We start from the raw sequence: 23013 nt of genomic DNA on the forward strand, positions 1-23013 counted from the left end.
TCCCATGTCAACGTCCGACAGCTTGCTGTTAGAATGCCCGCGTGACGCCTGCGACATCTTTCCCTCCTTCTTCCCCGCCTGCCGACACCGGCGAGCCTGACCGGAGCGCCTCCGCCACCGTCTTTTTCGGGATCATTGGCGGGCTGGAGCTCGGCAGCTTCGTGCCCGGCCAACGGCTGGTCGAAACCGATCTGGTGACGCAATTCGGCGTTGGCCGCAATTCCGTGCGGGAAGCCTTGCAGCGGCTTGCCGCCGAGGGCATCGTCGAATTGCCCCGCCATCGCGGCGCGGTCATCCGGCGGCTGACCATGCAGGACACCCTGGATGTTCTCGACGTGGCGGAGCGCATGATGGGACTGCTGGCACGCGCGGCAACCCGCGGTTGCACCGATCGCAACCATGCCCAGGCTCTGCGCGCCACGGTTCAGCAGTTGGCTGCCGCGGAAAAAGCGCACGCTACCGCGGCATTTGCGGGCGCGAGGCGGCAGTTCTACCGGACGCTGCTGGAAATGGGCGGCAACCGCGAGCTGATTCGCCTGTTTCCCACCATCCAGATGCCGATCGTCCACGCCCAGCATCGGCTCGCGTCGCTCCAGCAGATGCGGCTGGCGGACTACCGGCGCATCGCGACGGCCGTGCTGGCAGGCGAGCCGGACGAGGCCGAAGCCACCGGGGTGGCGCATGTCAGGAACGTGCGGCAGGCGATACTGGCTGAACTTTCCGCGTAGCCGGGCATCCGCCAATCGCCCGCCGGATTCCCGCTTACTTGCCGTAGTTCGTCCTGGTTCGCTGCGAAGCGCCGCGTGCCGCCTGACGGCACGATTTTTGCGCCGACCAACTGATCACAGTACGGCCATGAGGCCAAGGGAACCGGCATTTCGCGGACAAGAACGCGCAGATCGGGCAATCCGATGCAGGACCCGGACGGCCGCCCACTCAGTAATGGAAGCGTCCTGTACAAGGAGCAATACCATGGAGAAGGAACTGAAATTCGAACTGGCGGCAAATCAGGGCGCTGCCATGCGCGAATTACCTGCGCTCCTGGATGTGGAACCGGATTCGCAACAGGAACAGGCTCTGGAGAGCGAATACTTCGACACTCCGGACTTCCTCCTGCGGCGAAACGGAGCCGATCTGCGTGTCCGCCGCAATGGCGACCAGATCACGCAGACCCTCAAGTCGTCCGGCGAGCGGCGCGGCGGATTCTTCGAGCGCGAAGAGTACGAGTCCGCGCTGAAAGAGACGAAGCCCGATCTCAAGGCCTTGCGGGCTGCAGTGCCGAAGTCTTCAGCACTCTCTCATCTCTTAAAGAACGGATCGCTGCCGGATCAGCTGGTTCCGATTTTCCGAAGCACGGTCACACGGAAGTTGTGGACGCTGAAGCTGGAAAGCGGCGAGGAGATAGAACTCGCGCTGGACAGCGGGAAAATCACAGCGGCGGCGCAGGCCCGCACCTTCTCCGAGCTTGAACTGGAACTCAAGCAGGGCGAGCCCCGGCGCCTTAGCGAACTCGGGCTGCGACTCATCGACAAGCTACCGATGAGCCTGAGCATGCAGAGCAAGAGCGACCGCGGCTACGACTTGCTGGTATCTGGCGACCGCTCGGCGGTCAAGGCACGGCCGATCGCACTGAAAAGGAATGACACGGTAGAGGAGGCCATCTGCAAGATACTGCAGAGCTGCCTGGACCAGGTACATGCCAATGCCCCGCTGGTAGCCACGGGACATTCACCCGAAGGCGTGCATCAGATGCGGGTGGGACTGCGCCGCTTCCGTTCCGCGCTCGACATGTTCGACGATGTGATCACGCTGCCGGCAGCGCTCGCCGATGAAGTGAAGTGGATTGCCGACGAACTCGGTGAATCCCGGGATTGGTATGTGCTGGCGCATTCGACGCTGCCGCAGGTTGACGCAGGCAAGGACAAGCGCGAGCAGATGGCGGAAACCAAAGCGGCGGCGGCCGAGATCGCGAAGGCCCGCCATGCCAAGGCGACAGCCGCGGTACAGTCGCCGCGCTACGCACGGGTCGCCCTTGCGCTCGATCACTGGATCACGGCGACCCCATGGCGCGATGCGTCCGACGACACACGCAAACAGCTTGGCAGGCCGGCTGCCGTGCTCGCCGATCGCGTCCTGCGCAAGCGTCATCGCAAGCTCGTGCGCCGGGGTCGAGGCCTTCACAAGCTCGATGCCCATCGCCGCCACCGCGCGAGGATCGCGGCAAAGAAGCTGCGCTACGCTGCCGAATTCTTCGCCGACCTCTTCAGGCAAAAGCGCCTGAATCCGTATCGGCGCGTGCTGGCGAAGCTGCAGGATGACCTGGGATGGGGCAACGATATGGCGGTGGCAGATGGCCTGTTAGGCCATCTGCAGCAGCACCATCGCAAGGCCTCCGCCGGCGCGAGCTACGCGCGCGGTTTCCTGGCGGCACGCGTGGCCGACGATCGGGACAATCAGCGAAAGCTGTGGAAGCGCTTCCGGAGCACAGGCCGACCAGTCGGACGACATTGACGGTTTCACGGCCGGCATTCCGCCTACGCGAGTTTTTCCGAACTCTCAAACTTGGCGAACACACGGGCCTGGACTGCGTCCATGACGGCCAGGACCTGCGGATCGGCAGGACCACTGGCCGTGACGCCCGTGGCCTTCTTGGGCTTCGCGCCCAGTGGATAAAAGACGAAAACCGTGTCGAACCTGCCTGCCGACTCCTTTTTCAGGCGCCGGTTGAGCGCTTTCAGATACCGCTTCTTGATGGTCTTGGACATAGGCTTCACGGCTCCCTGTCATTTGTCCTGGCTTACGACAGCTCTATTCACATTCATCCGGGAACGTCGCATCAGGCAAGAATTTGTGCCGGGCGTGTACCTCGTTGCACTGGCTCCTTGCGCAATTTGTGCATTGCACCGCGAAGCGCTCGATGGCTGCGTTCGTCAGCCAGGTGGAACCAGCGTTGCTTTTGGCAGCCGGCCACTGCCGATCAGGACGATAAGATCGTCCACGCGGGCTTCGGCCAGGGCAAAGGCATCCGCTTCCGCCATCGACGGCCGTCCCGCACGAAAGACTGACTGCTGCATTCCCACCATCGTGTGTTGACGGACAAGCACGAATCCCTGGTGCTTGCCGTTGCTTAGTGGCTGGGTATAAGCCTTGAACTCATAGTAGCCAGCGCGCCTGTGGCTTTCCATCATGACTTGTCCTGCTGGCGCAAATAGAGTCCGCCAGCACGCGGGGCGGACTCCGGCTCAGCATTGATTCCTTGAACGGATCGATAACCTGGGGGAGCCGCCCGAACAGGCATGCGCGACCAGAGCGGTCGCTGCCCGTTGCCCCCTGCGGCTATCGTATGGTTTAACGTTAGCATATTGTGGCCTGGCGGGAGCCACTCCCGAAGAAGTAAGGTGCGGCGCGGCTCGTGCTCGTACAGCTGTTCGCGCAAGTTGCCTGGCCCAGGGACGAATGTCAGGTAGACAGTTGTTCTGGCCGAACCTAATATTTCGTCCAGGCAAGTCGGGTCCCCGATGCTGCCTTGCCAGAAGGGTGTCATCGGCCTCGGGCCGCCCGCTCACTGTTGTTGGAACGGTGCTGCACTGCAACGACCGGGTAGAGTCACGAGGCGCTCCGCCAGGCGGACGCCCACACGGGCCGGGTCAAGCGCTAGCCGCGTGAGCAAGTGTCACGAGGCTGAGGGGGCACTATGAGGGCAGAGGACGACGATCAGGTTGTCGCGAGCATTTCACTCAAGACGGGCTTCCCTGTTGAAGTTGTGAAGAAGTGCTACCTCGCGGCACTGCTGGAACTCAGGGCGGATGCGCGAGTTCATATCTACCTGTCGCTATTTGCGGCAAAGCGCGCAGTTGCTTTGCTTCGTCAGGCAGATTCCGAGCGGGAGAGCCAAGGCTCGCCCGAGCGAGAGCCTGCCCGCACGCAGAGGCCGCCAGGCAGTCTGTTGCCGCCCGGAGGCGCATTCCACAGCCAGTCCTCTTCAGAGTCGGACCGAAGCGTATCCGATGCCCTCGAACTCGGCGGTCACGAGGTCGCCCTCGGACGCCGGAAGGATGCCGACCCACGTGCCGGTGGTGACAACCGTACCAGCCTCCACGCGCCGCCCCTCTCGCGTGACATGGCGCAGCCACGCCAGCAGTCCGTAAGCCGGATCGCCCATTGAATGGGTGCCGCGGCGCTCGATCGCTTCGGCGCCGATGTTTACCCGGCAACGCTGCGTTGCCCAGTCCCGGTCTGCATAGGCTTGCCACTCCCCGAGCACGAGTGCGCCATGGGACTGCAAGTCGGCAAGCTTCAGCAGGGCCGGCGCCGCGAGGCCTTGCTGCCAGCGCGAATCGACCACCTCGATGGACACCGCCATTGCGTCAACCAGCGCCGCCGCGCCGGCGTAGTCAAGACCGGCAGCTTGCGCCGCGTCGACACTGGCCCCGAGCCGCAGCGCGATTTCGGCCTCGATGCCGCGCCATGTGAATGGCCAGTCGCCGGACTGCGCGGGACTGGCCCAGACGCCGGCTGGCGGGAGCCGCGCATGCGTCAGCGTGGCGTCACGCGAGGCGCCTCCGGATTTCCAGTACGCGGTGCCGGCGTCTTCCCAGGCCAGCGTTCGCGCCACGATCGCCTGAACGGCATAGGCCTGGTCCGCATTTTCAAGCGCGGTGGCGATAAGCTCCGCGTCGGCGCAACGGCCCTCGCGTCGCGCGGAGAGCAGCGCCTGCGCAACCCGGTCAATGTTGGATGAATTCATGCCTTTTAGGGTCTCATTGAGAATGATAAACATCGGACGAGGAGCCGCTCGCCCCAGCGTGCCCACAGCGCACGCTGGGGGGAACGGACCGCCCTTACAACCTGCTTGCACTGGCTGCGCTCTCGCCGACTGCCGTGCCGGTTTCATCATCGGCGGCCGTCTCGCCCATCGCACGCCCGAAAGTCTCGGGCGCGAACTGCACGCTCAGCGCGAACACCGCATACATCGCAGCGAGCATGCTGAACATGCCGCCAACGCCGTAGCTTTCAAACACGCGGCCGCTGATCAGCGGCGTCAGCGCTCCCGCCAGCGTGCCGAGGGCCAGGATCAGTGAAGTGCCGAATGCACGCACGTGGGTCGGATACTGCTCCGGCGCAAAAATCCAGATCGAGGTATTCAGCAACACCACGCAGAACGTAAAGGCAGCACCGAACAGCAGCACCAGCGCTACGTTATACGTCAGGAAGCCGAAGCACAGCCCCGCCGCGCAGGCCAGCCCTGCGCCGAACGTCAGCACACGCTTGCGCGGAAAATGGTAGCCACAGTATGACGCCGCCAGCGCCCCGAACAGGCTGCCGCTCTGCATCACCATCGTAAAGAGAAAGCTCTTCGAGATGGTGTAGCCCTGCGACATCAGGATGGTCGGCATCAGCGTCAGCACCGAGATCTGCGCGCCATAGGTCATCGATACCGCGATGCCCAGTGCGATCGTGCGGCGCCCCAGCCGGCCCTTGAAGATATCGCTCAGGCCCACCCTGGTGCGCGGGGCGTCATCGTGCACCGCAGCCTTGATATAGGATGTCGGCTCGCCGCGCAGCTTGCCCAGGCGGCCGGATGCGAGGACGGAGAGCACCCGGTTAGCTTCGTCCACGCGCCCCTTGGACAGCAGGAAGCGTGGCGTTTCCGGGATAAAACGCCGGTAGAACACGACGAAGAACGCCGGCAGCACCAGGCAGGCAAACAGCCAGCGCCAGCTGTCCGGCCCCGGGAACATGGCGAATACGGCCAGGCCGAACGCCGGTGCGAGCATATTGCCCAGCCCGCCGCTGCCAACGCTGACCATGCCCACCGCGGTGCCGCGGAATCGCGTCGAGCACAGTTCGGCCAGCATGGTCACGGCAATGGATATCTCGCCGCCCAGGCCGATGCCGACAATAAAGCGGCCCGCTGCCAGCACGCCATAGTTCGGTGCCAGCGCGCAGATGATGGCGCCCAGCGTGAACAGAAGCAGGTTGGCGCTGAGCATGGTGCGCCTGCCGTAGCGGTCCGCGATATAGCCGGAGCCGATGCGTCCGAGCGCGGCAGCACTGAAGGTCAGGGTATTCAGGAAGCCGATTTCGGCGACCGATATGCCCCACTGCTCTCGCAACATGGGCCCGATCAGGCCGACGGCGTTCTGTTCAAACACGTCGAACATCACCCCCAGCATGATCAGGAAAATGATCTTCTTGTGCGACGCCGTTACGCCGATGCCGTCCATGGCCCGGTCGAGTTCGTGCTGCTGTGGGGAATTCGGCGATTGAACTACGGTTTCTGCGCCCATCTTTGTCTCCTCCTCGTATCGAGGTAGTCGTCGCGGTGTGCCCGCGACCTGGTCGACGCCATGTCTGGCCGGCGTTTGCAGAGCAGCGATAAAACTTCGTTCCGACGCGTGCCGCTATTCCAGGGCGGGTGTCGATTGCGGCGGCCGGCGGGCGCGCAAGGCCTGCTCCGCGGCATAGGCGAGCCGTATCAGCACGGGTTCCGTGTAGGGGCGGCCAAAGAATTCCAGCCCGACCGGCACCCCCTGGGGTGCATTGCCGTCCGGCGGCGAATACCCGGCCGGAATGACAATGGCCGGAAATCCGGTGGCCGACGCGAGCACGCCATTGCGCTCTGCCTGGGTCTCGCCAACCGGCACGACCAGGCGGCGCTGGTGCGGAAACACCAGCGCGTCAAGCCGATGACGCGCCATCAGGTCCAGCAGTCTCTCCCGCAATGCCTGCTGGCGCTGCAGGCGCTCGCGGTACTCCCCTTCCCGCCCGCTTAGCGCGGCAGCGGTATCCAGCGTGCCCGCCACGCTCGGATGGACATTGCCCGCGGCGATAATGTCCTTCATGGAACGAACCGGCACTCTTGATGAAGTGCGCTGCAGGTAAGCGTCGAGATCGCGCTCCATTTCGTAGTGGTGCACCAGCGTGGTGGCCAGCAACTCGTCCGGGCTGATGGCGTCTTCGATTGCGACTAGCCCGGCCCCCTGGGCAGCGATAACGGCAAGCGCCGCCTGCATGACTGCGTTGACAGGACGGTGCACCGCCTGGTCGCCAAAGAAGTGGCGCAATACGCCGATCCGCGCGCCTTTGAGTCCGTCGCGGTCAAGGCTGGCGGCATAGCTCGCCGGAATGTGGGGCGCGCCGGCACTGGTGACAGGGTCGGCCGGGTCATGGCCGGCAATGACATCGAGCAGCCGCGCCGTGTCGGCGACGGTGCGGGTGATCGGGCCAATGGTGTCCTGCGTCAGCCCGCACGGGACCAGCCCCGCCCTGCTGGTCAGTCCCATGGTCGGACGCAGGCCGACAAGGCCATTTGCCGACGCCGGCGAGCGGATCGAGTTGACGCCGTCGGTGCCGATGCCGAGCAAGCCGAAGCTGGCGGCAATGCCGGCGGCGGTGCCTCCGCTGGAGCCGCCGGGCGTGCGTGTCAGGTCATAGGGGTTCAGGGTCTGGCCGGACAAGGTGCTGACGGTCTCGCCACCGGACGCCAACTCGTGCAGGTTGGTCTTGGCCAGTACGATCGCGCCCGCTTCGCGCAGGCGGCGGATGACAAAGGCATCGTCGGTGGAGAAATTGTCGCGCAGGCAGGCGGCACCGGCAGTGGTTGCCATGCCGGCACACTCGATGTTGTCCTTCACCAGCACCGGGATGCCGTGCAGCGGCGCCAGCGCCTGCGCCGGATTGCGCCCGGCCTGGGCGTCGATCCGTCCGGCCTCGTCCAGCGCGTGCGGATTGCATTGCAGGATGCTGCGCAGGGCGGGACCGTGCTGGTCATAGGCCGCGATGCGGTCCAGGCATGCGCTGAGCAGCTGGCGCGCCGTCAGCCTGCCGTCGCGCATCGCGGCATGCGCATCGGCAACGGTGGCTTCCACCACGCTGAACGGCGCGTGCTGGCCCGGCCCGTCCGGCACCGGTTCATACGAGTTTGTCATGAGGGGATCCATGCGCCGGCAAGGGCGCGAAAGGTTGGCGAAGTGAGCGAGAGGCGGGGCTGCGGCACGGTGCCGGCGCCCCGCTTTGCCTGGCTATCGGTTGACCAGCCGGGCGGGTATTGTCCAGATGCAGAAGGCGCCCAGCAGCAGCATCCCGGCGATCATGTAGTACGCGCTGTTGCCGCTCTGGGTCACGTCGCGCAGGTAGCCGATCATGTAGCCGCTGGTAAAGCCCGCGAGGTTGCCGATCGAGTTGCTCATGGCGATGGCCGTGGCTGCCGCCGCGCCGCTGAGGAAGGCCGTCGGCAGCGACCAGAACAGCGGCGTGCAGGTCAGGATGCCGGCTGCCGCGATCGACAGGAACACCAGCGACAGCGCGGTGTTGTGCATCACCCAGGGCAAGGCCAGGAAGCCGATCGCACCCATCATGCACGGGATGATCAGGTGCCAGCGGCGCTCGCGATGCTTGTCGGCACTGCGCCCGAAGAAATACATCGAGACGATCGCCGCCATGTAAGGAATCGCGCTCAGCAAGCCGATATGGAACGGGTCGCTGACCCCGGTGGACTTGATGAAGGTGGGCAACCAGAGCGTGATGCCATACTGCCCCGTGACATAGCAGAAGCAGATCAGGCTGATCAGCCAGACGCGCGGATCGGTGAAGACCTTGCCGACGCGTGCCTGCGGGTCCGCCGCCTTGACATCCTCGGTCTTGGCCAGCTCGAGGACCTGCTTCTCCTCGCCGGTCAGCCACTTGGCCTTGGCAATGGAGTTGTCCAGGTAGTAGAAGCAGAAGCATCCCAGCAACACCGCCGGCACCGCCTCGATAAAGAACATCCATTGCCAGCCGCCCCAGCCGGCCACGCCGGCCATGCTTCCCATCAGGTAGCCGGAGAGCGGGTTGCCGATGATGCCTGACAGCGGCGATCCCATGCAGTAGATGGCCATGATCTTGGCGCGCCGGTGCGACGGGTACCAGCAGGACAGGTAGTACACGATGCCTGGCGTGAAGCCCGCTTCGGCCAACCCCAGCAGGAATCGCAGCGTGTAGAACTGGGCTGGCGTCTGCACGAAGGCGAAACACGCGGAAAGGATCCCCCACGTGATCATGATCCGGCCGATCCAAACCTTGGCGCCGAACTTGTGCAGGGCCAGGTTGCTGGGCACCTCGAACAGGAAGTAGCCGATAAAGAAGATACCGGCGCCCAGCCCGTAGATGGTTTCGCTGAAGCCCAGCTGCTGCGACATCTGGAGCTTGGCAAAACCTACGTTGACACGATCGAGATAAGCGATCAGGAAGCAGACCATCAGGAATGGCACCAGCCGCCAGCTCACCTTGCGATAGGTCGCATCCTCGAACGACCTGATCCTTTCTCCTGCCTGCAGGGTTGTATCCACAGCGTCTCCTCTCTTTTTTTGTCAGGTACGGCAGTGCTGCGCTGATCCGTTGCGATCAGCCTGGCGGGGGGGCGCTGCGCATGCGCTGCGCCCGCCCCCGCCCCGGATGGAGGTGGCTGCGTCAGGCAGCAGCCTGGAGCGACAGCGGCGTGGTGTGCGCGGCGAGATAGTCCATGGCGGCAGCCGTGCCGCTAGCGACAACCGGCACACCAGAGATCTTCAGGCCCATTTCGCAGCCGGCCAGTGTCGCCATCAGCGTCAGGTCGTTGCAGTCGCCCAGATGGCCGATGCGGAACATGCGGCCCTTGACCTTGCCCAGGCCGGCGCCGAGCGACATGTTGAAGCGCTCGTAGATGTTCCTGCGCACCACGTCGGCATCGATGCCGTCGGGCATCATCACGCCGGTCAGCACCGGGCTGTAGACGGCGGGGTCCGCGCACTGGATCTGCAGGCCCCAAGCCTTGACTGCGCGGCGGCAGGCTTCGCCCAGGCGCTGATGGCGGGCAAAGACGTTGTCCAGCCCCTCTTCCAGGATCATGTCGAGGGCTTCGGACAGGCCATAGAGCAGGTTCGTGCTGGGCGTATAGGGCCAGTAGCCGGTGCGGTTCATCTCGATGATCTCGTCCCAGCCCCAGAAGCTGCGCGGCAGCCGGGCCGTGCGAGACGCTTCGATGGCCTTGGGCGACACCGCATTGAAGCTGATGCCCGGCGGCAGCATCAGGCCCTTCTGCGAGCCCGATACGGTCACGTCCACGCCCCACTCGTCATGGCGGTAGTCGGCCGACGCGAGCCCCGAGATGGTGTCGACCAGCAGCAGCGCGGGATGTCCGGCAGCGTCGATGGCGCGGCGCACGGCGGCGATATCCGACGTCACGCCGGTCGAGGTTTCGTTGTGCACCACGCACACGGCCTTGATCGCATGCGCGCTATCGGCGCGCAGCCGGGCTTCGATCATGTCGGCCTGCACCCCATGGCGCCAGCCCTCCACGCCTGGCAAGCCAAGGAACTCGGGCCGGATGCCGAGGTTCTCGGCCATCTTCTTCCACAGCGTGGCGAAATGGCCGGTCTCGAACATCAACACGGTGTCGCCGGGGCTCAGGGTGTTAGACAACGCCGCTTCCCAGGCCCCGGTGCCCGAAGCCGGATAGATCACCACCGGATGTTCGGTCTTGAAGATCTTCTTGATGCCATCCAGCACCTTCAGGCCTAGCGCGCCGAATTCCGGCCCACGATGATCGATGGTCGGGTAGCTGATGGCGCGCAGGATGCGATCGGGCACCGGGCTCGGCCCAGGGATCTGCAGGAAGTGGCGGCCAGCGGGATGGAAGTTGAGATTGAGCATTTGACTCCTCCGATTGAGTTTTGAATGCAAAATACTTTAGCAGAGGAAATCGTGAGAAATCGGCCTGTCCGAGCTAGCGTTTACCCGCCATAAACCCGGTAGTACAAGGGTTTACGCGGGAATTACGCGGATTTTTGAGTTTCCGTGATGTGTCTGCTAGAATCGCATCCAAACGCGCGTAAGGAATTTTGAATGCCAAAAGAAGACGCCCGCGGCCTGGATTCGCCAGCCCCGGTCCTGCCCAAGCTCGAACGCCAGCGCCTTCATGACATGGTGGTGGCGCACCTGCGGACATTTATCGTCGAGGGGGTGCTGGAGCCAGGCCGCAAGCTCAATGAACGGGAATTGTGCGAGACCCTCGGCATCTCGCGCACGCCGCTCAGAGAGGCACTGAAGGTGCTCGCCGCCGAAGGGCTGATCGATATCTCTCCCAATCGCGGCGCGACCGTATCCCGGCTGTCGACGGACGAAATACTGGATACCTTCGAGCTGATGAGCGGGTTGGAAGCCTTGTCGGGCGAACTGGCCTGCGCGCGCATCACCGCTGTCGAACTGGCGGAAATCAAGGCGCTTCACTACGCGATGCTGGCGTGCAGGGCAAACGAAGACCTGCCCGGCTACTACAACCTGAATCACCAGATCCACGACCGCATCAACCTTGCGGCACGCAATATGGCACTGCGCCAGACCTATCTGTCAGTGAACCGGAAGCTGCAGGCACTGCGCTTCCGTTCAAACTACCAGAAGCCGAAATGGGACAGCGCCATCCATGACCACGAAGAGATGCTGGTGGCCCTGGAAGCCCGCGATGGCAAGCGGCTTGCCGCAATCCTGCGCCAGCACCTGCTAGACAAGCGCGATGCCGTGCTGCTGATCCAGGCGGGCGCGGCCAGCGGCATGCCGCAGGCCTAGTACCAAGGCGAAGATCAGGCGCCGTCGTTTGGCGGCTCGCCTCCTCTCCCACGAGACACAGCATTGAACTTGCCGGCATCATCGACGGCTACTGACAAGTCCAGGCCCATGCGTATCGCCCTCCTGAATCCCAATTCCAGCCAGCACATCACCGACCGCATGCTTGCAGAAGCCAGGCGGGCCACCGGCGACGCGTGCGAGATTTTCGGCCTGACCAACGCCGCAGGTCCCGCGGTTATCCGGTCGCGCGTGGACAATGCCGCTGCAATCGATGGCTTGCTGAAAATGGCCCGGACGCTGGATGCCAATGTCGAGGCCGTGATTCTGGGGGTTTCGATGGACACTGCCCTTCATGCATTGCGGCAGATGCTTGAGGTCCCTGTTGTCGGAACGACCGAAGCGGCCCTGGCAACGGCAAGCATGATGGGCGGCAGGATCGGACTGTTGACCGTCGGCCGCGCCTTGACGCCGTTGTACGGAGAACTTGCGGCCTCATACGGCTATGCCGGGCGCGTGGCCGGCATCCGCGGCATCGAAACGGCAGCGCCATACGGCGCCGGACTTGCGCAAGAAGTCGGCGCAATGATGCGCGATGCCATCACTTCGCTCAGCCGGGACGACGGCGCGGACGTGGTCGTCACCGTGGCTGCCGCATTGTGCGGCTATGTCCCGGCGGTTGCCGCGCAGGCAGACGTGCCGCTCCTGGACGGCATCGCTTGTGCCGCCGTGCAGGCAGAGGCGCTCGCAAAATTAAGGCCACGCAAGGCCACCTACGGCAGTTTTGCCGCGCCCGGCCACTGAATCAAATCAGGATGCCGCCGTCTGCACAAGCTCGTCGACGCCAGGCTGTTCTTTCGTCCGGCTCTGACTGGTCTTGTTGACGCTGCCCTCCGGAGCGCACTCGCTCGGCATAACGCCTTGGTTGCGAAGGTGGGCGGCGACCGTCTCGCACCAATTGAGCAACTGGTGCTTGTCGAGATCCGCGACTACGTCTTCACCGAAGAGATTCGAAAGCTCAAGCGCGACTCCTGAAAATTCGGCGCCGTCGTCCCGAATGGTCAATACCCCGTCGCCATCCTGGTCGCACATCTCTATCCTTGTGGCAGACATATCCGATACCTCCTGGAGCTTCGTAACCGTCACTTGACTGGTGGCCGCTACTTCAGGCAGTTGCTCGCCTGGCCGGCGTATCAATGCTAGAGGATCGGCTTCCCTGCGACCAAGGGGAGTAACGGGCCTCGCGGTATTCCGCATGCCCGGGGTGGCTTGGCCGCAAGGATCGCCGGCGCGGCGCTAAATCGACGCAGACTTTTCTTGCATCCGTCCGGATACTGTATATATTTACAGTAACTGTATGGATGAACAGTAGGAGTCTGGCCATGGAACACCTGATCCGCGTGCAAAACGACTACGACCGCCAGGTGCTCGCCTGGCTGCGCGGGCGCATCGGCGATGCCGCGCTGCAGACCGTGGCGCTGCGCCTGGGCCGCGAGCGCAAGCCCTACCTGTCGACGGTCTGCCGCAGCCTGGGCATCCGCCCGCCCGGCCGGCGCCAGTTCGCCGCCGAGGCCGCGCGCATGCACCGGACCGTTGGCGACCAGTACCTGGCCCGCATCCGCGAGATCCTGGGCCAGCGTCCGGGCGATTCGGCCAGGGATGCCGCTTGCCGCTAAGTCTCGCCGGCGCGCGACCAGCCCCGCTGCCAATGTGGCGCGGGGCTTATTCTTTTGGTCCGGCCAGCGCACTATCCGCAGCCTTGCCGGCGTGCGACTGACTATGATCAGAGTTATGCGACCGCCCTTGCGCGGCGCTCCGACACAACCACCGGACACTGTCATGAGCAAGATCGGCTTTATCGGGCTTGGCGTGATGGGCAAGCCCATGGCGCAGCACATCGTCGACGGCGGGCATACCGTATTCGCCCATACCCGCAGCGGCGTGCCGCAGGACCTGCTGGATGCTGGCGTGCATGCCTGCAGCAGCGCCGAGGATCTGGCGCGGCAATCGGACACCATCATCCTGATGCTGCCCGACACGCCGGATGTGGAGCAGGTGCTGTTTGGCAAGGAAGGCGTGGCCGACGGCCTTGCCGAGACCGCGGGCGGCGTCACGGTGATCGACATGAGCTCGATCTCGCCGATCGCCACGCGCGAGTTCGCGCGCTGCATCGAGGCGCTGGGCGTTGACTATGTCGATGCGCCGGTGTCCGGCGGCGAGGTCGGCGCCAAGGCCGGCACGCTGTCGATCATGGCTGGCGGCAAGCAGGAAGTGTTCGACCGCGTGCTGCCGCTGCTGCAGCTGATGGGCAAGAACATCGTGCGCGTAGGCGAAGTCGGCGCGGGCCAGGTGGCCAAGGTGGCCAACCAGGTGATCGTGGCCCTGACCATCGAGGCCGTCGGCGAGGCGCTGGTGCTGGCCGCGCGCGCCGGCGCCGATCCCGCGCGCGTGCGCGAGGCACTGATGGGTGGCTTTGCCAGTTCGCGCATCCTCGAGGTCCATGGCGAACGCATGATCAAGCGGACCTTCGACCCGGGCTTCCGCATCGCCTTGCACCAGAAGGACCTGGAACTGGCGCTGTCCACCGCACGCCAGCTGGGCGTGGGACTGCCGAACACTGCCTCGTGCCAGCAGCTGTTCAATGTCTGCGGCGGCCTGGGCGGTAGCGGCTGGGACCATTCCGCGCTAGTGCGGGCGATCGAGCACCTGTCGTCGTTCGCCATCGGCGACACGCCGCCCGCGGCCTAAGCCCAAGCCGCTCTGTCTAGCGTGCATACACCCCTGGCGCGCATGCCGAGTGCGAACACCATCCTGCTGACCACCCTGGCCATGCTGGCCTTCGCCGGCAATTCCCTGCTATGCCGGGTGGCGCTGGAAGGCACCACCATCGACGCGGCCAGCTTTACGCTGGCGCGCGTCGCCGCAGCGGCAGCGGTGCTGTGGGTCATCGTGGTGGTGCAGCACCGCGTGCTGCGAGCGGACACGGCAGCAAGGTTTCCGCCGCTGGCCGGCAACTGGGTCTCGGCGCTGGCGCTGTTCTGCTACGCCGCGGCGTTTTCGTTTGCCTACCTGCGCCTGGGCGCCGGCACCGGCGCGCTGCTGCTGTTCGCTGCCGTGCAGGCCACCATGACGGGCTACGGGCTGGCGGCCGGCGAGCCGCTGCGCATGCAGCAATGGATCGGCCTGGCGCTCGCGCTTGCCGGGCTGGTATGGCTGCTGCTGCCGGGACTGGCCACGCCGCCGCTGTTGTCGTCGCTGCAGATGATCCTGGCTGGCGTCGCGTGGGGCATCTATTCGCTGCACGGCAGGCGCAATGCCGATCCGGTAACGACCACGGCCGGCAATTTCCTGCGCGCGGTACCGCTGGCGCTGGCGCTGTCCGCGGTGATGCAGGCGCAGCGTTCGCTGGATCGTGCGGGCCTGGTGTACGCGCTGCTGTCCGGCGCAGTGACGTCCGGGCTTGGCTACGTGGTCTGGTATGCGGTGGTGCCGCGCCTGCGCGCGGCCACCGCCGCGACGGTGCAGCTGAGCGTGCCGGTCATCGCCGCGGCGGGCGGCATCGTGCTGCTGGGTGAAAGGCTGACGCTGCGGCTCGCCGTCAGCGCGGTAGCCGTGCTCGGCGGCATTGCGCTGGTGATCGCCGGCAAGGCCCGCGGAGCACGGGTGCTGCGCTAGGCCGCGCTAGGCCGCGCCGGCGTCGATGCGCGCCACCCCTTCGCCGAAACCGCCGCCATGGAACACCAGCGGCGCACCTGGCGCTGTGCCATAGGCCACCACCTCGACCACGAACACCACGTGGTCGCCGAGCGAGCGTACCGAGCGGTGCCGGCAGATGAACGTCGCCAGCGCGCCGGCGAGCAGTACCGTGCCGCACGGCCCGGGGCGGCAGTCGACGCCGGCAAAGCGGTCGACATCACGGTCCGCAAAGCGCCGGCACAAGGCCAGTTGCCCGCTGCCGAGCACGTTGATCGCATGGCAGGGCGCGGCGCGCAGCGCCGGCAGGCTGCCGGAAGCGCGCGCCAGGCACCACAGCAGCAGCGGCGGCGCGAGCGATACGGAAGTGAAGGCGTTGATCGTCACGCCCACCGGCAGGCCCTGCGCATCCGCGGCGGTCACCACCGTCACGCCGGTGGCGAACTGCCCGAGCGCGTCGCGCAGCGCGCGCCGTGCCCGGACGTCGTGGCCCATGCCGCCGGAGGCCCCGCCCAGGTCATCGCAGCCGCTGTCGTTGCAGGCCTCGGTGGCAAACGGCAGCGGGGCTGGTGCGGGCATCATTGCGCGGCCTGCCGCACCTCGCCGGGAGGCGCATCGATATCCAAGCCCAGCGCCATGCGCCCCGCATACTCCTGCTGGGCACCGGCCTGCAACGGATGGAAGCGCGCGCCCTGCGCATCGCGGAAGCGGCGCTCCAGCCCGGCGTCGCGATAGAAGCCGGCACCGCCGGCCAGGTCCATGGCCGCTTCCACTGTCGCCAGCACCGCGCGCGCCGCCAGCGTACGCCCGCACATGATGCGGTTGGTGGTCACCGCACCCGGCGCCTGGCCCGCCGCGGCGTCGAACATCGTATCCAGCGCCATGCGCGCGGCTTCCGCTTCGTTGCAAAGGCGGCCGGCCGCTTCCACCGCATGCGCGTTCAGGCGCCGCTGCCGCGCCAGTTGCAGCGCAATGTCGCGCGCTGCCTCGGCAATGCCGACGTAGACCGCATAGATCAGCGGCAACGCGATCATCGAGACCGTATGCATCATCGGATGCCAAACACCTTGCGGGCGGCGCGCGGCGATGGCGGTGTCGGGCACCAGCACGCCTTCGAGCATCACATCGTGCGAGCCGGTGCCGCGCATGCCGAGCGTGTGCCAGTTCGACATCACGCTCACACCGGGGGTCTTCATGGGCAATGCGAAATGCAGCACCGTTGGGCCGGATTCGGGATCGTCATACACCGCGCAGGTCATGAACAGGTCAGCTACCGGCGCGCCGCTGGCGAAGATCTTGCGCCCGTCCACGCGGAAGCCGCCATCGACGCGCGTGGCCTTGCCGCTGCCCTGCAGCCAGTCCGAGCCACCGCTGCCCAGCAGCACCATCTGCTCGCCCGCCACGCGCTTGAGCAGTCCTTCCACCGGCGCCTTCTGGTTGCGCCAGCGCCATGCCGCGGTGGCTACCGGGTGCGTGTGCATGGCAAAAGCCAGCGCGGTCGATCCGCAGTACTTGCCCAGCTCGCGCAGCACGCTGCCCAGCTCCTGGTGCGACAGGCCGGCACCGCCCAGTTCCTGCGGCACGGCGGCGGCAAAGAACCGGTGCGCGCGCAGGTCGTCGTAGTTCGCGCTGACGAACTGCCCGCTCGCGTCGATCTCGGGGGCGCGGGTGTCGAAGGTGCGGCCCAGCGCCGCGGCAAGTGCGAGCCAGTCGGCCTGCGCACCTGCGCTGGCATCGGGGGCGGTAACTGTTTCCATGGTGTTGTCTCCGGCTTGTCTGATCCGTGCCCGGCTGCCGTTGTCCGGCCCGTAGCACGGTGCTAGTATCGGAGCCTGGTCCCCTTGCCCGTATGATCGGGCGTCCGGCTTTCTTGCGCGAAACACCGGATCTGGAGGAAAGTGACCATGGATGCCTTGTCCGACCTGCTGCGCGCCGTGCAACTGAGCGGCGCGGTCTTCCTCAACGGCGAATTCAAGTCGCCGTGGTGCCTGGTGTCTGAAGCGGATGCTGAATTGCGCGCCGCCTTCCTGCCCGGCACCGATCGCGTCGTCTCCTACCACCTGATTACCGAAGGCGTCTGCTGGGCCCGTCTGGTCGGAAGCACGGGGCCGGGCGTGCGCGTCGAGAGCGGCGAACTGCTGGTGGTGCCGCAGGGCGAGCCGCACGTGCTGGGCAGCGACCTGCACCTGCAGCCGGTGCAGTCCGCGCCGCTGGTCGCGGACATGCTGCGCAACAGCCCGGGCGAAGTCATGCGCGTGTCGTACGGCGGCGGTGGCGAGACCACGCGCATGGTGTGCGGCTTCCTCGGATTCGACGACACCATGGGCAACCCGCTGCTGACCTCGCTGCCGCGCCTGTTCAAAGTGGGGCTCGACAACGGCATCGAATCGGCATGGCTTGCCACCGCGCTGGCCTTCGCCACCTCGGAAGCCGCCGAGCCGCGAGCGGGCACCGCCACGGTGCTGGCCAAGCTGTCGGAACTGCTGTTCGTGCAGGCGGTACGGCGCTGCATCGACACGCTGCCGGACAACGAAAGCGGCTGGCTCGCCGCGCTGCGCGACCGCTACGTGGGGCGTGCGCTGTCGCGCATGCATGCGCGCCCGGCCTACCCGTGGACAGTGGACGAACTGGCCGGCAACGTCGGCCTGTCTCGCTCGGCGCTGGCGCAGCGCTTTACCGACCTGCTCGGACAGCCGCCGATGCAGTACCTGGCGCACTGGCGCCTGCGCACCGCAGCGGCGGAACTGCGCAGCGGCAACCGCTCGATCGGCGAGATCGCCGGCGCGGTCGGCTATGACTCCGAGGCGGCTTTCAGCCGCGCCTTCAAGCGCGAGTTCGGCCTGCCGCCGGCAAGCTGGCGCCGCAGCCGCACCGACGAAGAACGCGTGGCGGTCACGGCCGCGCACTAGATCCGCGCTCGGAAATTCCCGCGAACGAAAACGGCCCGTGCCTGGAGCACGGGCCGTTGTCCTCTGCGCCTGCGATCGGCAGGCGATTACATTTTCTGCTTGGTGCTTTCCGCCGCGCCTTGCACCTTCTCGCCGCCGCGTTCGATATCCTTGCCTGCACCGGCCATGGTGTTGCAGCCCGTAACCAGCATCACGCCAGCGAGGGCAAACATTGCGAACAGCTTTCTCATGACGATCTCCTTGCTTCGTGTGGAAGCGGCATGCGCCGCCAGGATGGAATAGCTCGGGATGGCTTGACCGGGCAGCTTCATGCCCAACCGGCAATTGGATCGTAGCAACCGCCAACCGCGCGAAAAGTCGGCTTTCGTCCTACCCCGATGTCAGCCGACGGCGCGACATGTCCACGCGGTGTAGGACAGCGACCGATACCCGCGCGCCGCGGCTTCGCTTAGAAATGTAGGTCCACACCTGTCCACTTCCCGGGAGACCGCCATGACGTCACGCAGCATCCACGTGCTTCCTGCCGCAACCGACAATGACAATGCCGCCCGCGACGGCGAATGGGCCCTGACCATTGAAGGCATGGATGGCATGGATGGCATGGGCGCTGACGAGGAAGCCACGGCGCTGCATTTTCCGACCCAGGAAGCCGCCATCGCCGCGGGCTGGATGCGGGCGCGCCAGGAGGGCGTGTCGCTGTGCATCCATGGGCGCGACGGCCTGGTGCGCGAGCGCAAGATCTACTGCCGCGACCCCAGGGCCATCTCCCGCCTGGGGCATTGAATCCGGTACGGTGGGGCTGGAAACGCCCAGCCCGCTCCCGGCATTCGCTCCCGGCATTTCTCGCCATCGCCGGCAATAGTTCATTGCGCGGTCAACATTGAATTAGATCAACGGCGCAGAAATTGCAGCATGCAATTGACGGGTTCAGTGCCAATACTAAGACCAGGCACTTACAGAGACCCGTCATGTCCCGAATCCTCAGGTTCCGCCCGCTCGACATCTATCCCGACCCGCTCGAGGCCAGGATCGCCGAATTACACGAAATGGCTACCGATGTGCATGCCAGGCAGGCCCGCCGATGGCGCCGCCAGAACGCGGCCGCCGGGGTGGCCGGCGGCGCGGAACACCGGCTTCCATATGGCAATCCGCAAACCCGGCACTGAAGGCCTCCCCATGCTTTGAAAGCCTTCCCTGGACACGCCACAGAATGTGAACAAGTGTCATATCGGGTTGGCAAAGCTATGACCCTTGCGGAAGAATGGATTCCCGCATCCTTATGGCCCCAACGGGTCAGGCGGATGCCCAATCCTCTGACGCAGCGACATGGATCGAACCACCCGGGAATGCGTGCTGGCGCTGATGAACAGCCTGCGTGCCAAGGGGCCCATGCCCCGGCACCGGCTTGCCGCCGCCAGCCGCCTGAGTGCCGCGGAACTGACCCGCGCCCTGAAATCGGCCCGCCAGATGGGCGTCGTCGCTTATGCGGGGGAGCCGGACATGGCCGCGCAGGCCGACAGCTTGCTGGTACTGACCGGCAGGCCGCTGCCGCCGCCGCGCAAGGTCACGCCGGCCGCACGCGACAACTCGCCGCACTTCCAGCCGCTGCTTGACGCCTGGGGCATTGCCCGCCCGGGGCGCCGCCAGGCACCGTAAGAATTGCCTGCGCCCCATGCGCCGGCAGTGCGCTTCTTACAAAAGCAGGTAAAGCGGACACCTGCGGCCAAGCGTTGAACAATCGGCGCACACATGTCGCGGATGCATCGTCCACGCAGCGCGCCCGCCTCACCGTCATTCCCGTAGCGGTGTGCGCCGTTTTCCATCGCGGCAAGGCTCCCCGGTCCCCCGGCCCGCCCTCCGGTATGGAACTTGCGCGACGCTTGAGGCTTATCCCCCTGAGCGTTCGAAATGTCGCCACCGAATCCGCCTGGCACGGCCACGCAGCCACCGCCGGACACTTCGCATGCATTGCAGGAACCACCCCCGTTCACGCTGGAACCGGGACGCAACTGCTGGTGCGTCGAACCTTGCCGGCGCTTTGCCATGCTCGTCGACGGGGATGCCTATTTCCGCGCGCTGCGCGAAGCGTTGCCGCGCGCCGAGCACACCATCTTCATCCTCGGCTGGGACATCGACAGCCGCATGGAACTCGTGCCCGAAGGCGCGCAGGACGGCCTGCCCGACGGGCTGCGCGACTTCCTCTGCGCGCTGGCCGACCGCCGTCCCGAACTGCGCATCTACATCCTGAGCTGGGACTACGCCATGGTGATGGCGATGGAGCGCGAATGGCTGCCGTCGGCCAGCGCGCACTGGCAGGCGCACCGGCACCTGTCGTTCCGCCTCGACGGCAACCATCCCCCGGGCGCGTCGCACCACCAGAAGGTAGTGGTGATCGACAGCAAGGTCGCCTTCGTCGGCGGGCTGGACCTGACGCTGCGCCGCTGGGACGACAACAGCCACGCGCCAGGCGCGCCGCTGCGCGTTGCCGAAGGCAAGCCCTATCCGCCCTTCCACGACGTCCAGTGCGCGCTCGATGGCCAGGCCGCCGCCGCGCTAGCCACGCTGTGCGCGGCGCGCTGGCTGCGCGCGACGGGCCGCAGGCCGCGCCCGCCGGCGGCAACCTCCTCGGACCCCTGGCCGCCCAGCCTGGCGCCGGAACTGACCGATGTGCGCGTCGGCATCGCCCGCACCATGCCGGTGTGCGAGGACGAGCCAGGCGTGAGCGAGATCCGCATGCTGATGCGCGATGCCATCGCCTCGGCCCGGCACAGCATCTACATGGAGAACCAGTACTTCAGCTCTGGCGAGATCGCCAAGGCGCTGGCCGGACGGCTGGGGCGCGAGGACGGCCCGGATATCGTGCTGGTGTCGCGGCGCAACGAAAGCGGCTGGCTGGAGGCGCACAGCATGGGCGTGCTGCGCGCGCGCCTGTACCGGCGCCTGCGCGCGGCGGACAGCTGGGACCGCTTCCACCTGTACTGCCCGACGATCCCCGGGCTGCTGCCGGAATGCGTCAACATCCACAGCAAGGTCACGGTGATCGACGATGATTTCCTGACCATCGGCTCGTCCAACCTCAGCAACCGTTCGCTGGGACTGGACACCGAGTGCAATGTGGTGGTGACCTCGGGCGGCGACCCGCGCGTGCGCGAGGCCATCGCGGCGATGCGGGCGCGGCTGCTGGGCGAGCACCTGGACGTCACGCCCGAGGCATTCCAGGCCAAGGTGGCCGAAACGCGCAGCCTGCTGGCGGCCATCCGCGCGCTGCAGCAAAAAGATGGCCGCACGCTCGAGGACTATGCGCCGCCGCTGCCGGACGACCTCGATGCCGCGTCGCCGGCCGACCACCTGCTCGACCCGATCGAGCCCATCGACAGCGACCAGGTGCTGGCGGAGTTCGTCAGCCACGAAGCGCGCCCGCGCGTGATGGGCCGGGTCGGCGTGATGGTGGCGCTGGCGCTGGTGCTGGCGGGACTCGCCTTCGCCTGGCGCTATACGCCGCTGCGCGAATGGGCGGATTTCCGCGCGCTGCTGGCCGTGGTCGAGCGCCTGGACGATATGCCCATGGCGCCGCTGGCGATGATGGGGATATACGTCGCCGGTGCCGTGACCATGCTGCCGGTGACGCTGCTGATCCTCGTGACCGTGGTGGTGTTCGGGCCGCTCTACGGCGCCGCGCTGGCGCTGGGCGGCACCATGCTGAGCACCGGCGCGGGCTACCTGGCGGGCCGCCTGCTCGGCCGCAATACCGTGCGGCGCTTCGGCGGCCGGCGGCTGAACCGGGTCAGCCACCAGTTGGGCAGGCATGGCGTGCTGGCGATGGTGGTGCTGCGGCTGGTGCCGATCGCACCGTTCTCGCTGGTCAACCTGGTGGTCGGCGCCTCGCGCATCGGCCTGCGCGACTGCCTGGTGGGCACGGCGCTGGGGATGCTGCCGGGCATCGTGATCTCGGCCTTCCTGGTCGACCGCGTTGCCGCCGCGGCGCGCAACCCGGGGCTGGCGACTTTTGCCCTGCTGGCGCTGGTGCTGTTGCTGCCGGCATCGCTGCTGCTGGTGCTGCGGCGCCGGCGGCGGCGCAATGCCGAACGCAACAAGGCGGAACGGCACCGGCCAGTGAATCAGCAGGACAGCCAACCGGGCAACCAGCAGAACAGCCAGCAGGACGGCGATCAGGACAGCCAGCATGACGACCAGCATCGCGGGCCAGGCGGTCCCGGGCGCCGGATGGCGCGCGTCGCCCACGCCGCGGGTGAGCGCACCTGAGCGTCAGGAGCGGGCGCCGCGCTAGCGCTTGCGACGGTAAGTGGCCTTCATGATCTCGGTCCACTCGCCGTTCTCGCCCTGCATGAACGACGTCAGCGTCCGTTCGTTGTCATCCTTGAAGGCAATTACATCGCGGTACTGGACCGTGCGGCCATTGCCCGAGCAGTCCGGTCCCTCGGCACGCAGCGTCAGTTGCTGGCCGCCCGCATCGAGGTCGCCCTCGTAGACCCAAAGGTGGGTCATCATCGAGCCGATAAAGGTGCCGACGAAATGCTTGCGGGCCGGATCGTAGCCCAGCGTCATCACGGTAGTGGCGGGGCCGCAGCCCGGCATGTCGCCCTGCGCCGTGCCCTGCACCCAAAGCTCGCCGATACCGGTCACGCTCTCGGGGATCTGCCACTTCTGCGCAGGCTGGTCCGGTCCCATCACGGCCTCGCCTTCGGCCATCCATTCGCCCGCCAGCCGTTGCAGCCAGCGGTGTTCCTTCTGTGCTTCGGTCTTCATTCAGGGTCTCCTAGCGTTTGCGGCCACCATCCCCGGCACCGGCATTTGTGGATGCCGTACACAT

24 protein-coding genes and 1 pseudogene are annotated in these 23013 nt (G+C 66.1%); 13 read left to right on the forward strand and 12 right to left on the reverse strand.

Going from position 1 to position 23013, the window contains the following annotated elements; genetic code table 11:
• Positions 1–41 precede the first annotated feature (41 nt).
• On the forward strand, positions 42–728 hold the full coding sequence (locus ACAD63_RS28925) for a GntR family transcriptional regulator (RefSeq protein ID WP_195431598.1): 687 nt from the start codon (positions 42–44) through the stop codon (positions 726–728).
• A 244-nt stretch (positions 729–972) separates the two neighbouring features.
• A complete protein-coding gene (locus tag ACAD63_RS28930) occupies positions 973–2511 on the forward strand; it encodes a CHAD domain-containing protein (RefSeq protein ID WP_434034154.1) in 1539 nt (512 codons plus the stop codon).
• Positions 2512–2534: 23 nt separating this feature from the next.
• Here the strand turns inward: ACAD63_RS28930 and ACAD63_RS28935 are convergent, their stop codons facing one another.
• The gene (locus tag ACAD63_RS28935; RefSeq protein ID WP_133095172.1) at positions 2535–2765 is read right to left on the reverse strand and encodes a hypothetical protein; all 231 of its coding nucleotides are present in this window, start codon (positions 2763–2765) and stop codon (positions 2535–2537) included.
• A 165-nt stretch (positions 2766–2930) separates the two neighbouring features.
• The gene (locus ACAD63_RS28940) at positions 2931–3188 is read right to left on the reverse strand and encodes a hypothetical protein (RefSeq protein WP_133095173.1); all 258 of its coding nucleotides are present in this window, start codon (positions 3186–3188) and stop codon (positions 2931–2933) included.
• A 506-nt stretch (positions 3189–3694) separates the two neighbouring features.
• Between ACAD63_RS28940 and ACAD63_RS28945 the strand changes: the two are divergent.
• Positions 3695–3856: pseudogene (locus ACAD63_RS28945) on the forward strand (DUF3562 domain-containing protein); the annotation flags it as partial.
• A 126-nt stretch (positions 3857–3982) separates the two neighbouring features.
• Here ACAD63_RS28945 and ACAD63_RS28950 read toward each other — a convergent pair.
• From ACAD63_RS28950 to ACAD63_RS28970, 5 genes are all read right to left on the reverse strand, one after another.
• Complete coding sequence (locus ACAD63_RS28950; protein WP_434034669.1) at positions 3983–4747, reverse strand: fumarylacetoacetate hydrolase family protein; 765 nt, start codon at positions 4745–4747, stop codon at positions 3983–3985.
• A gap of 94 nt (positions 4748–4841) precedes the next feature.
• Positions 4842–6290 (reverse strand): MFS transporter, encoded by a 1449-nt coding sequence (locus ACAD63_RS28955; RefSeq protein ID WP_133095175.1) that lies wholly within the window; start codon positions 6288–6290, stop codon positions 4842–4844.
• 114 nt (positions 6291–6404) lie between these two features.
• Positions 6405–7931 (reverse strand): amidase family protein, encoded by a 1527-nt coding sequence (locus ACAD63_RS28960; protein WP_135703815.1) that lies wholly within the window; start codon positions 7929–7931, stop codon positions 6405–6407.
• Positions 7932–8024: 93 nt separating this feature from the next.
• Positions 8025–9329: an MFS transporter gene (locus ACAD63_RS28965; protein ID WP_133095177.1), complete on the reverse strand. Its 1305-nt coding sequence runs from the start codon at positions 9327–9329 to the stop codon at positions 8025–8027.
• Between the two features lie 121 nt (positions 9330–9450).
• Complete coding sequence (locus ACAD63_RS28970; RefSeq protein ID WP_135703814.1) at positions 9451–10671, reverse strand: pyridoxal-phosphate-dependent aminotransferase family protein; 1221 nt, start codon at positions 10669–10671, stop codon at positions 9451–9453.
• Positions 10672–10863: 192 nt separating this feature from the next.
• On the opposite strand from ACAD63_RS28970, the gene ACAD63_RS28975 reads away from it, so the two are divergent.
• Together ACAD63_RS28975 and ACAD63_RS28980 are read left to right on the forward strand one after the other, a co-directional pair.
• On the forward strand, positions 10864–11583 hold the full coding sequence (locus tag ACAD63_RS28975) for a GntR family transcriptional regulator (RefSeq protein ID WP_133095179.1): 720 nt from the start codon (positions 10864–10866) through the stop codon (positions 11581–11583).
• A gap of 108 nt (positions 11584–11691) precedes the next feature.
• The gene (locus ACAD63_RS28980) at positions 11692–12384 is read left to right on the forward strand and encodes an aspartate/glutamate racemase family protein (RefSeq protein ID WP_133095180.1); all 693 of its coding nucleotides are present in this window, start codon (positions 11692–11694) and stop codon (positions 12382–12384) included.
• A gap of 6 nt (positions 12385–12390) precedes the next feature.
• On the opposite strand, the gene ACAD63_RS28985 is transcribed toward ACAD63_RS28980, so the two are convergent.
• The gene (locus ACAD63_RS28985; RefSeq protein ID WP_133095181.1) at positions 12391–12672 is read right to left on the reverse strand and encodes a hypothetical protein; all 282 of its coding nucleotides are present in this window, start codon (positions 12670–12672) and stop codon (positions 12391–12393) included.
• A gap of 290 nt (positions 12673–12962) precedes the next feature.
• On the opposite strand from ACAD63_RS28985, the gene ACAD63_RS28990 reads away from it, so the two are divergent.
• The 3 genes from ACAD63_RS28990 (at position 12963) to ACAD63_RS29000 (ending at position 15255) form a co-directional block, all read left to right on the forward strand.
• Positions 12963–13256 (forward strand): hypothetical protein, encoded by a 294-nt coding sequence (locus ACAD63_RS28990; protein ID WP_133095182.1) that lies wholly within the window; start codon positions 12963–12965, stop codon positions 13254–13256.
• A 163-nt stretch (positions 13257–13419) separates the two neighbouring features.
• The gene (locus ACAD63_RS28995; RefSeq protein ID WP_434034155.1) at positions 13420–14328 is read left to right on the forward strand and encodes a 2-hydroxy-3-oxopropionate reductase; all 909 of its coding nucleotides are present in this window, start codon (positions 13420–13422) and stop codon (positions 14326–14328) included.
• Between the two features lie 42 nt (positions 14329–14370).
• Entirely contained in the window at positions 14371–15255 is an 885-nt protein-coding gene (locus ACAD63_RS29000; RefSeq protein WP_133095184.1) for a DMT family transporter, read from the forward strand.
• Between the two features lie 6 nt (positions 15256–15261).
• Here the strand turns inward: ACAD63_RS29000 and ACAD63_RS29005 are convergent, their stop codons facing one another.
• A complete protein-coding gene (locus ACAD63_RS29005) occupies positions 15262–15855 on the reverse strand; it encodes a flavin reductase family protein (protein WP_133095185.1) in 594 nt (197 codons plus the stop codon).
• A complete protein-coding gene (locus tag ACAD63_RS29010) occupies positions 15852–17030 on the reverse strand; it encodes an acyl-CoA dehydrogenase family protein (RefSeq protein WP_135703813.1) in 1179 nt (392 codons plus the stop codon). The genes ACAD63_RS29005 and ACAD63_RS29010 overlap by 4 nt, the downstream gene beginning before the upstream one ends.
• A gap of 147 nt (positions 17031–17177) precedes the next feature.
• Between ACAD63_RS29010 and ACAD63_RS29015 the strand changes: the two genes are divergently transcribed.
• Positions 17178–18182, forward strand: coding sequence for an AraC family transcriptional regulator (locus tag ACAD63_RS29015; RefSeq protein WP_133095187.1), 1005 nt, complete (start codon positions 17178–17180; stop codon positions 18180–18182).
• An 86-nt stretch (positions 18183–18268) separates the two neighbouring features.
• On the opposite strand, the gene ACAD63_RS29020 is transcribed toward ACAD63_RS29015, so the two are convergent.
• Positions 18269–18412 carry an entericidin A/B family lipoprotein gene (locus ACAD63_RS29020; RefSeq protein ID WP_434034670.1) on the reverse strand — a complete coding sequence of 48 codons (144 nt, stop codon included), beginning with the start codon at positions 18410–18412 and terminating at the stop codon, positions 18269–18271.
• 262 nt (positions 18413–18674) lie between these two features.
• On the opposite strand from ACAD63_RS29020, the gene ACAD63_RS29025 reads away from it, so the two are divergent.
• The 4 genes from ACAD63_RS29025 to ACAD63_RS29040 all read left to right on the forward strand — a co-directional run bounded on the left by ACAD63_RS29025 (position 18675) and on the right by ACAD63_RS29040 (position 22445).
• Positions 18675–18965, forward strand: coding sequence for a DUF2188 domain-containing protein (locus ACAD63_RS29025; RefSeq protein ID WP_135703812.1), 291 nt, complete (start codon positions 18675–18677; stop codon positions 18963–18965).
• A gap of 185 nt (positions 18966–19150) precedes the next feature.
• Positions 19151–19348, forward strand: a complete 198-nt coding sequence (locus ACAD63_RS29030; RefSeq protein ID WP_133095189.1) for a hypothetical protein — start codon at positions 19151–19153, stop codon at positions 19346–19348.
• A 160-nt stretch (positions 19349–19508) separates the two neighbouring features.
• Positions 19509–19838 carry a hypothetical protein gene (locus ACAD63_RS29035; RefSeq protein WP_371704286.1) on the forward strand — a complete coding sequence of 110 codons (330 nt, stop codon included), beginning with the start codon at positions 19509–19511 and terminating at the stop codon, positions 19836–19838.
• A 252-nt stretch (positions 19839–20090) separates the two neighbouring features.
• Positions 20091–22445: a VTT domain-containing protein gene (locus tag ACAD63_RS29040; RefSeq protein ID WP_434034156.1), complete on the forward strand. Its 2355-nt coding sequence runs from the start codon at positions 20091–20093 to the stop codon at positions 22443–22445.
• Positions 22446–22466: 21 nt separating this feature from the next.
• Here the strand turns inward: ACAD63_RS29040 and ACAD63_RS29045 are convergent, their stop codons facing one another.
• Positions 22467–22949 carry a DUF1579 domain-containing protein gene (locus ACAD63_RS29045; RefSeq protein ID WP_135703810.1) on the reverse strand — a complete coding sequence of 161 codons (483 nt, stop codon included), beginning with the start codon at positions 22947–22949 and terminating at the stop codon, positions 22467–22469.
• Between the last annotated feature and the right edge of the window lie 64 nt (positions 22950–23013).

Source organism: Cupriavidus sp. a3, from assembly GCF_051015765.1.
Lineage (GTDB): Bacteria > Pseudomonadota > Gammaproteobacteria > Burkholderiales > Burkholderiaceae > Cupriavidus > Cupriavidus oxalaticus_A.

What these genes read in the sequence shown, in the direction of transcription:
- ACAD63_RS29005 (WP_133095185.1), bottom strand. Translation starts at nt 15,855, where the DNA reads ATGATGCCCGCACCAGCCCCGCTGCCGTTTGCCACCGAGGCCTGCAAC.
- ACAD63_RS28955 (WP_133095175.1), bottom strand. Translation starts at nt 6,290, where the DNA reads ATGGGCGCAGAAACCGTAGTTCAATCGCCGAATTCCCCACAGCAGCAC.
- ACAD63_RS28975 (WP_133095179.1), top strand. Translation starts at nt 10,864, where the DNA reads ATGCCAAAAGAAGACGCCCGCGGCCTGGATTCGCCAGCCCCGGTCCTG.
- ACAD63_RS28985 (WP_133095181.1), bottom strand. Translation starts at nt 12,672, where the DNA reads ATGTGCGACCAGGATGGCGACGGGGTATTGACCATTCGGGACGACGGC.
- ACAD63_RS28940 (WP_133095173.1), bottom strand. Translation starts at nt 3,188, where the DNA reads ATGATGGAAAGCCACAGGCGCGCTGGCTACTATGAGTTCAAGGCTTAT.
- ACAD63_RS28970 (WP_135703814.1), bottom strand. Translation starts at nt 10,671, where the DNA reads ATGCTCAATCTCAACTTCCATCCCGCTGGCCGCCACTTCCTGCAGATC.
- ACAD63_RS29035 (WP_371704286.1), top strand. Translation starts at nt 19,509, where the DNA reads ATGGATCGAACCACCCGGGAATGCGTGCTGGCGCTGATGAACAGCCTG.
- ACAD63_RS28935 (WP_133095172.1), bottom strand. Translation starts at nt 2,765, where the DNA reads ATGTCCAAGACCATCAAGAAGCGGTATCTGAAAGCGCTCAACCGGCGC.
- ACAD63_RS29040 (WP_434034156.1), top strand. Translation starts at nt 20,091, where the DNA reads ATGTCGCCACCGAATCCGCCTGGCACGGCCACGCAGCCACCGCCGGAC.
- ACAD63_RS29010 (WP_135703813.1), bottom strand. Translation starts at nt 17,030, where the DNA reads ATGGAAACAGTTACCGCCCCCGATGCCAGCGCAGGTGCGCAGGCCGAC.
- ACAD63_RS28930 (WP_434034154.1), top strand. Translation starts at nt 973, where the DNA reads ATGGAGAAGGAACTGAAATTCGAACTGGCGGCAAATCAGGGCGCTGCC.
- ACAD63_RS28980 (WP_133095180.1), top strand. Translation starts at nt 11,692, where the DNA reads ATGCGTATCGCCCTCCTGAATCCCAATTCCAGCCAGCACATCACCGAC.
- ACAD63_RS29025 (WP_135703812.1), top strand. Translation starts at nt 18,675, where the DNA reads ATGACGTCACGCAGCATCCACGTGCTTCCTGCCGCAACCGACAATGAC.
- ACAD63_RS28990 (WP_133095182.1), top strand. Translation starts at nt 12,963, where the DNA reads ATGGAACACCTGATCCGCGTGCAAAACGACTACGACCGCCAGGTGCTC.
- ACAD63_RS28995 (WP_434034155.1), top strand. Translation starts at nt 13,420, where the DNA reads ATGAGCAAGATCGGCTTTATCGGGCTTGGCGTGATGGGCAAGCCCATG.
- ACAD63_RS29045 (WP_135703810.1), bottom strand. Translation starts at nt 22,949, where the DNA reads ATGAAGACCGAAGCACAGAAGGAACACCGCTGGCTGCAACGGCTGGCG.
- ACAD63_RS28960 (WP_135703815.1), bottom strand. Translation starts at nt 7,931, where the DNA reads ATGACAAACTCGTATGAACCGGTGCCGGACGGGCCGGGCCAGCACGCG.
- ACAD63_RS29030 (WP_133095189.1), top strand. Translation starts at nt 19,151, where the DNA reads ATGTCCCGAATCCTCAGGTTCCGCCCGCTCGACATCTATCCCGACCCG.
- ACAD63_RS29015 (WP_133095187.1), top strand. Translation starts at nt 17,178, where the DNA reads ATGGATGCCTTGTCCGACCTGCTGCGCGCCGTGCAACTGAGCGGCGCG.
- ACAD63_RS29000 (WP_133095184.1), top strand. Translation starts at nt 14,371, where the DNA reads ATGCCGAGTGCGAACACCATCCTGCTGACCACCCTGGCCATGCTGGCC.
- ACAD63_RS29020 (WP_434034670.1), bottom strand. Translation starts at nt 18,412, where the DNA reads ATGAGAAAGCTGTTCGCAATGTTTGCCCTCGCTGGCGTGATGCTGGTT.
- ACAD63_RS28950 (WP_434034669.1), bottom strand. Translation starts at nt 4,747, where the DNA reads ATGAATTCATCCAACATTGACCGGGTTGCGCAGGCGCTGCTCTCCGCG.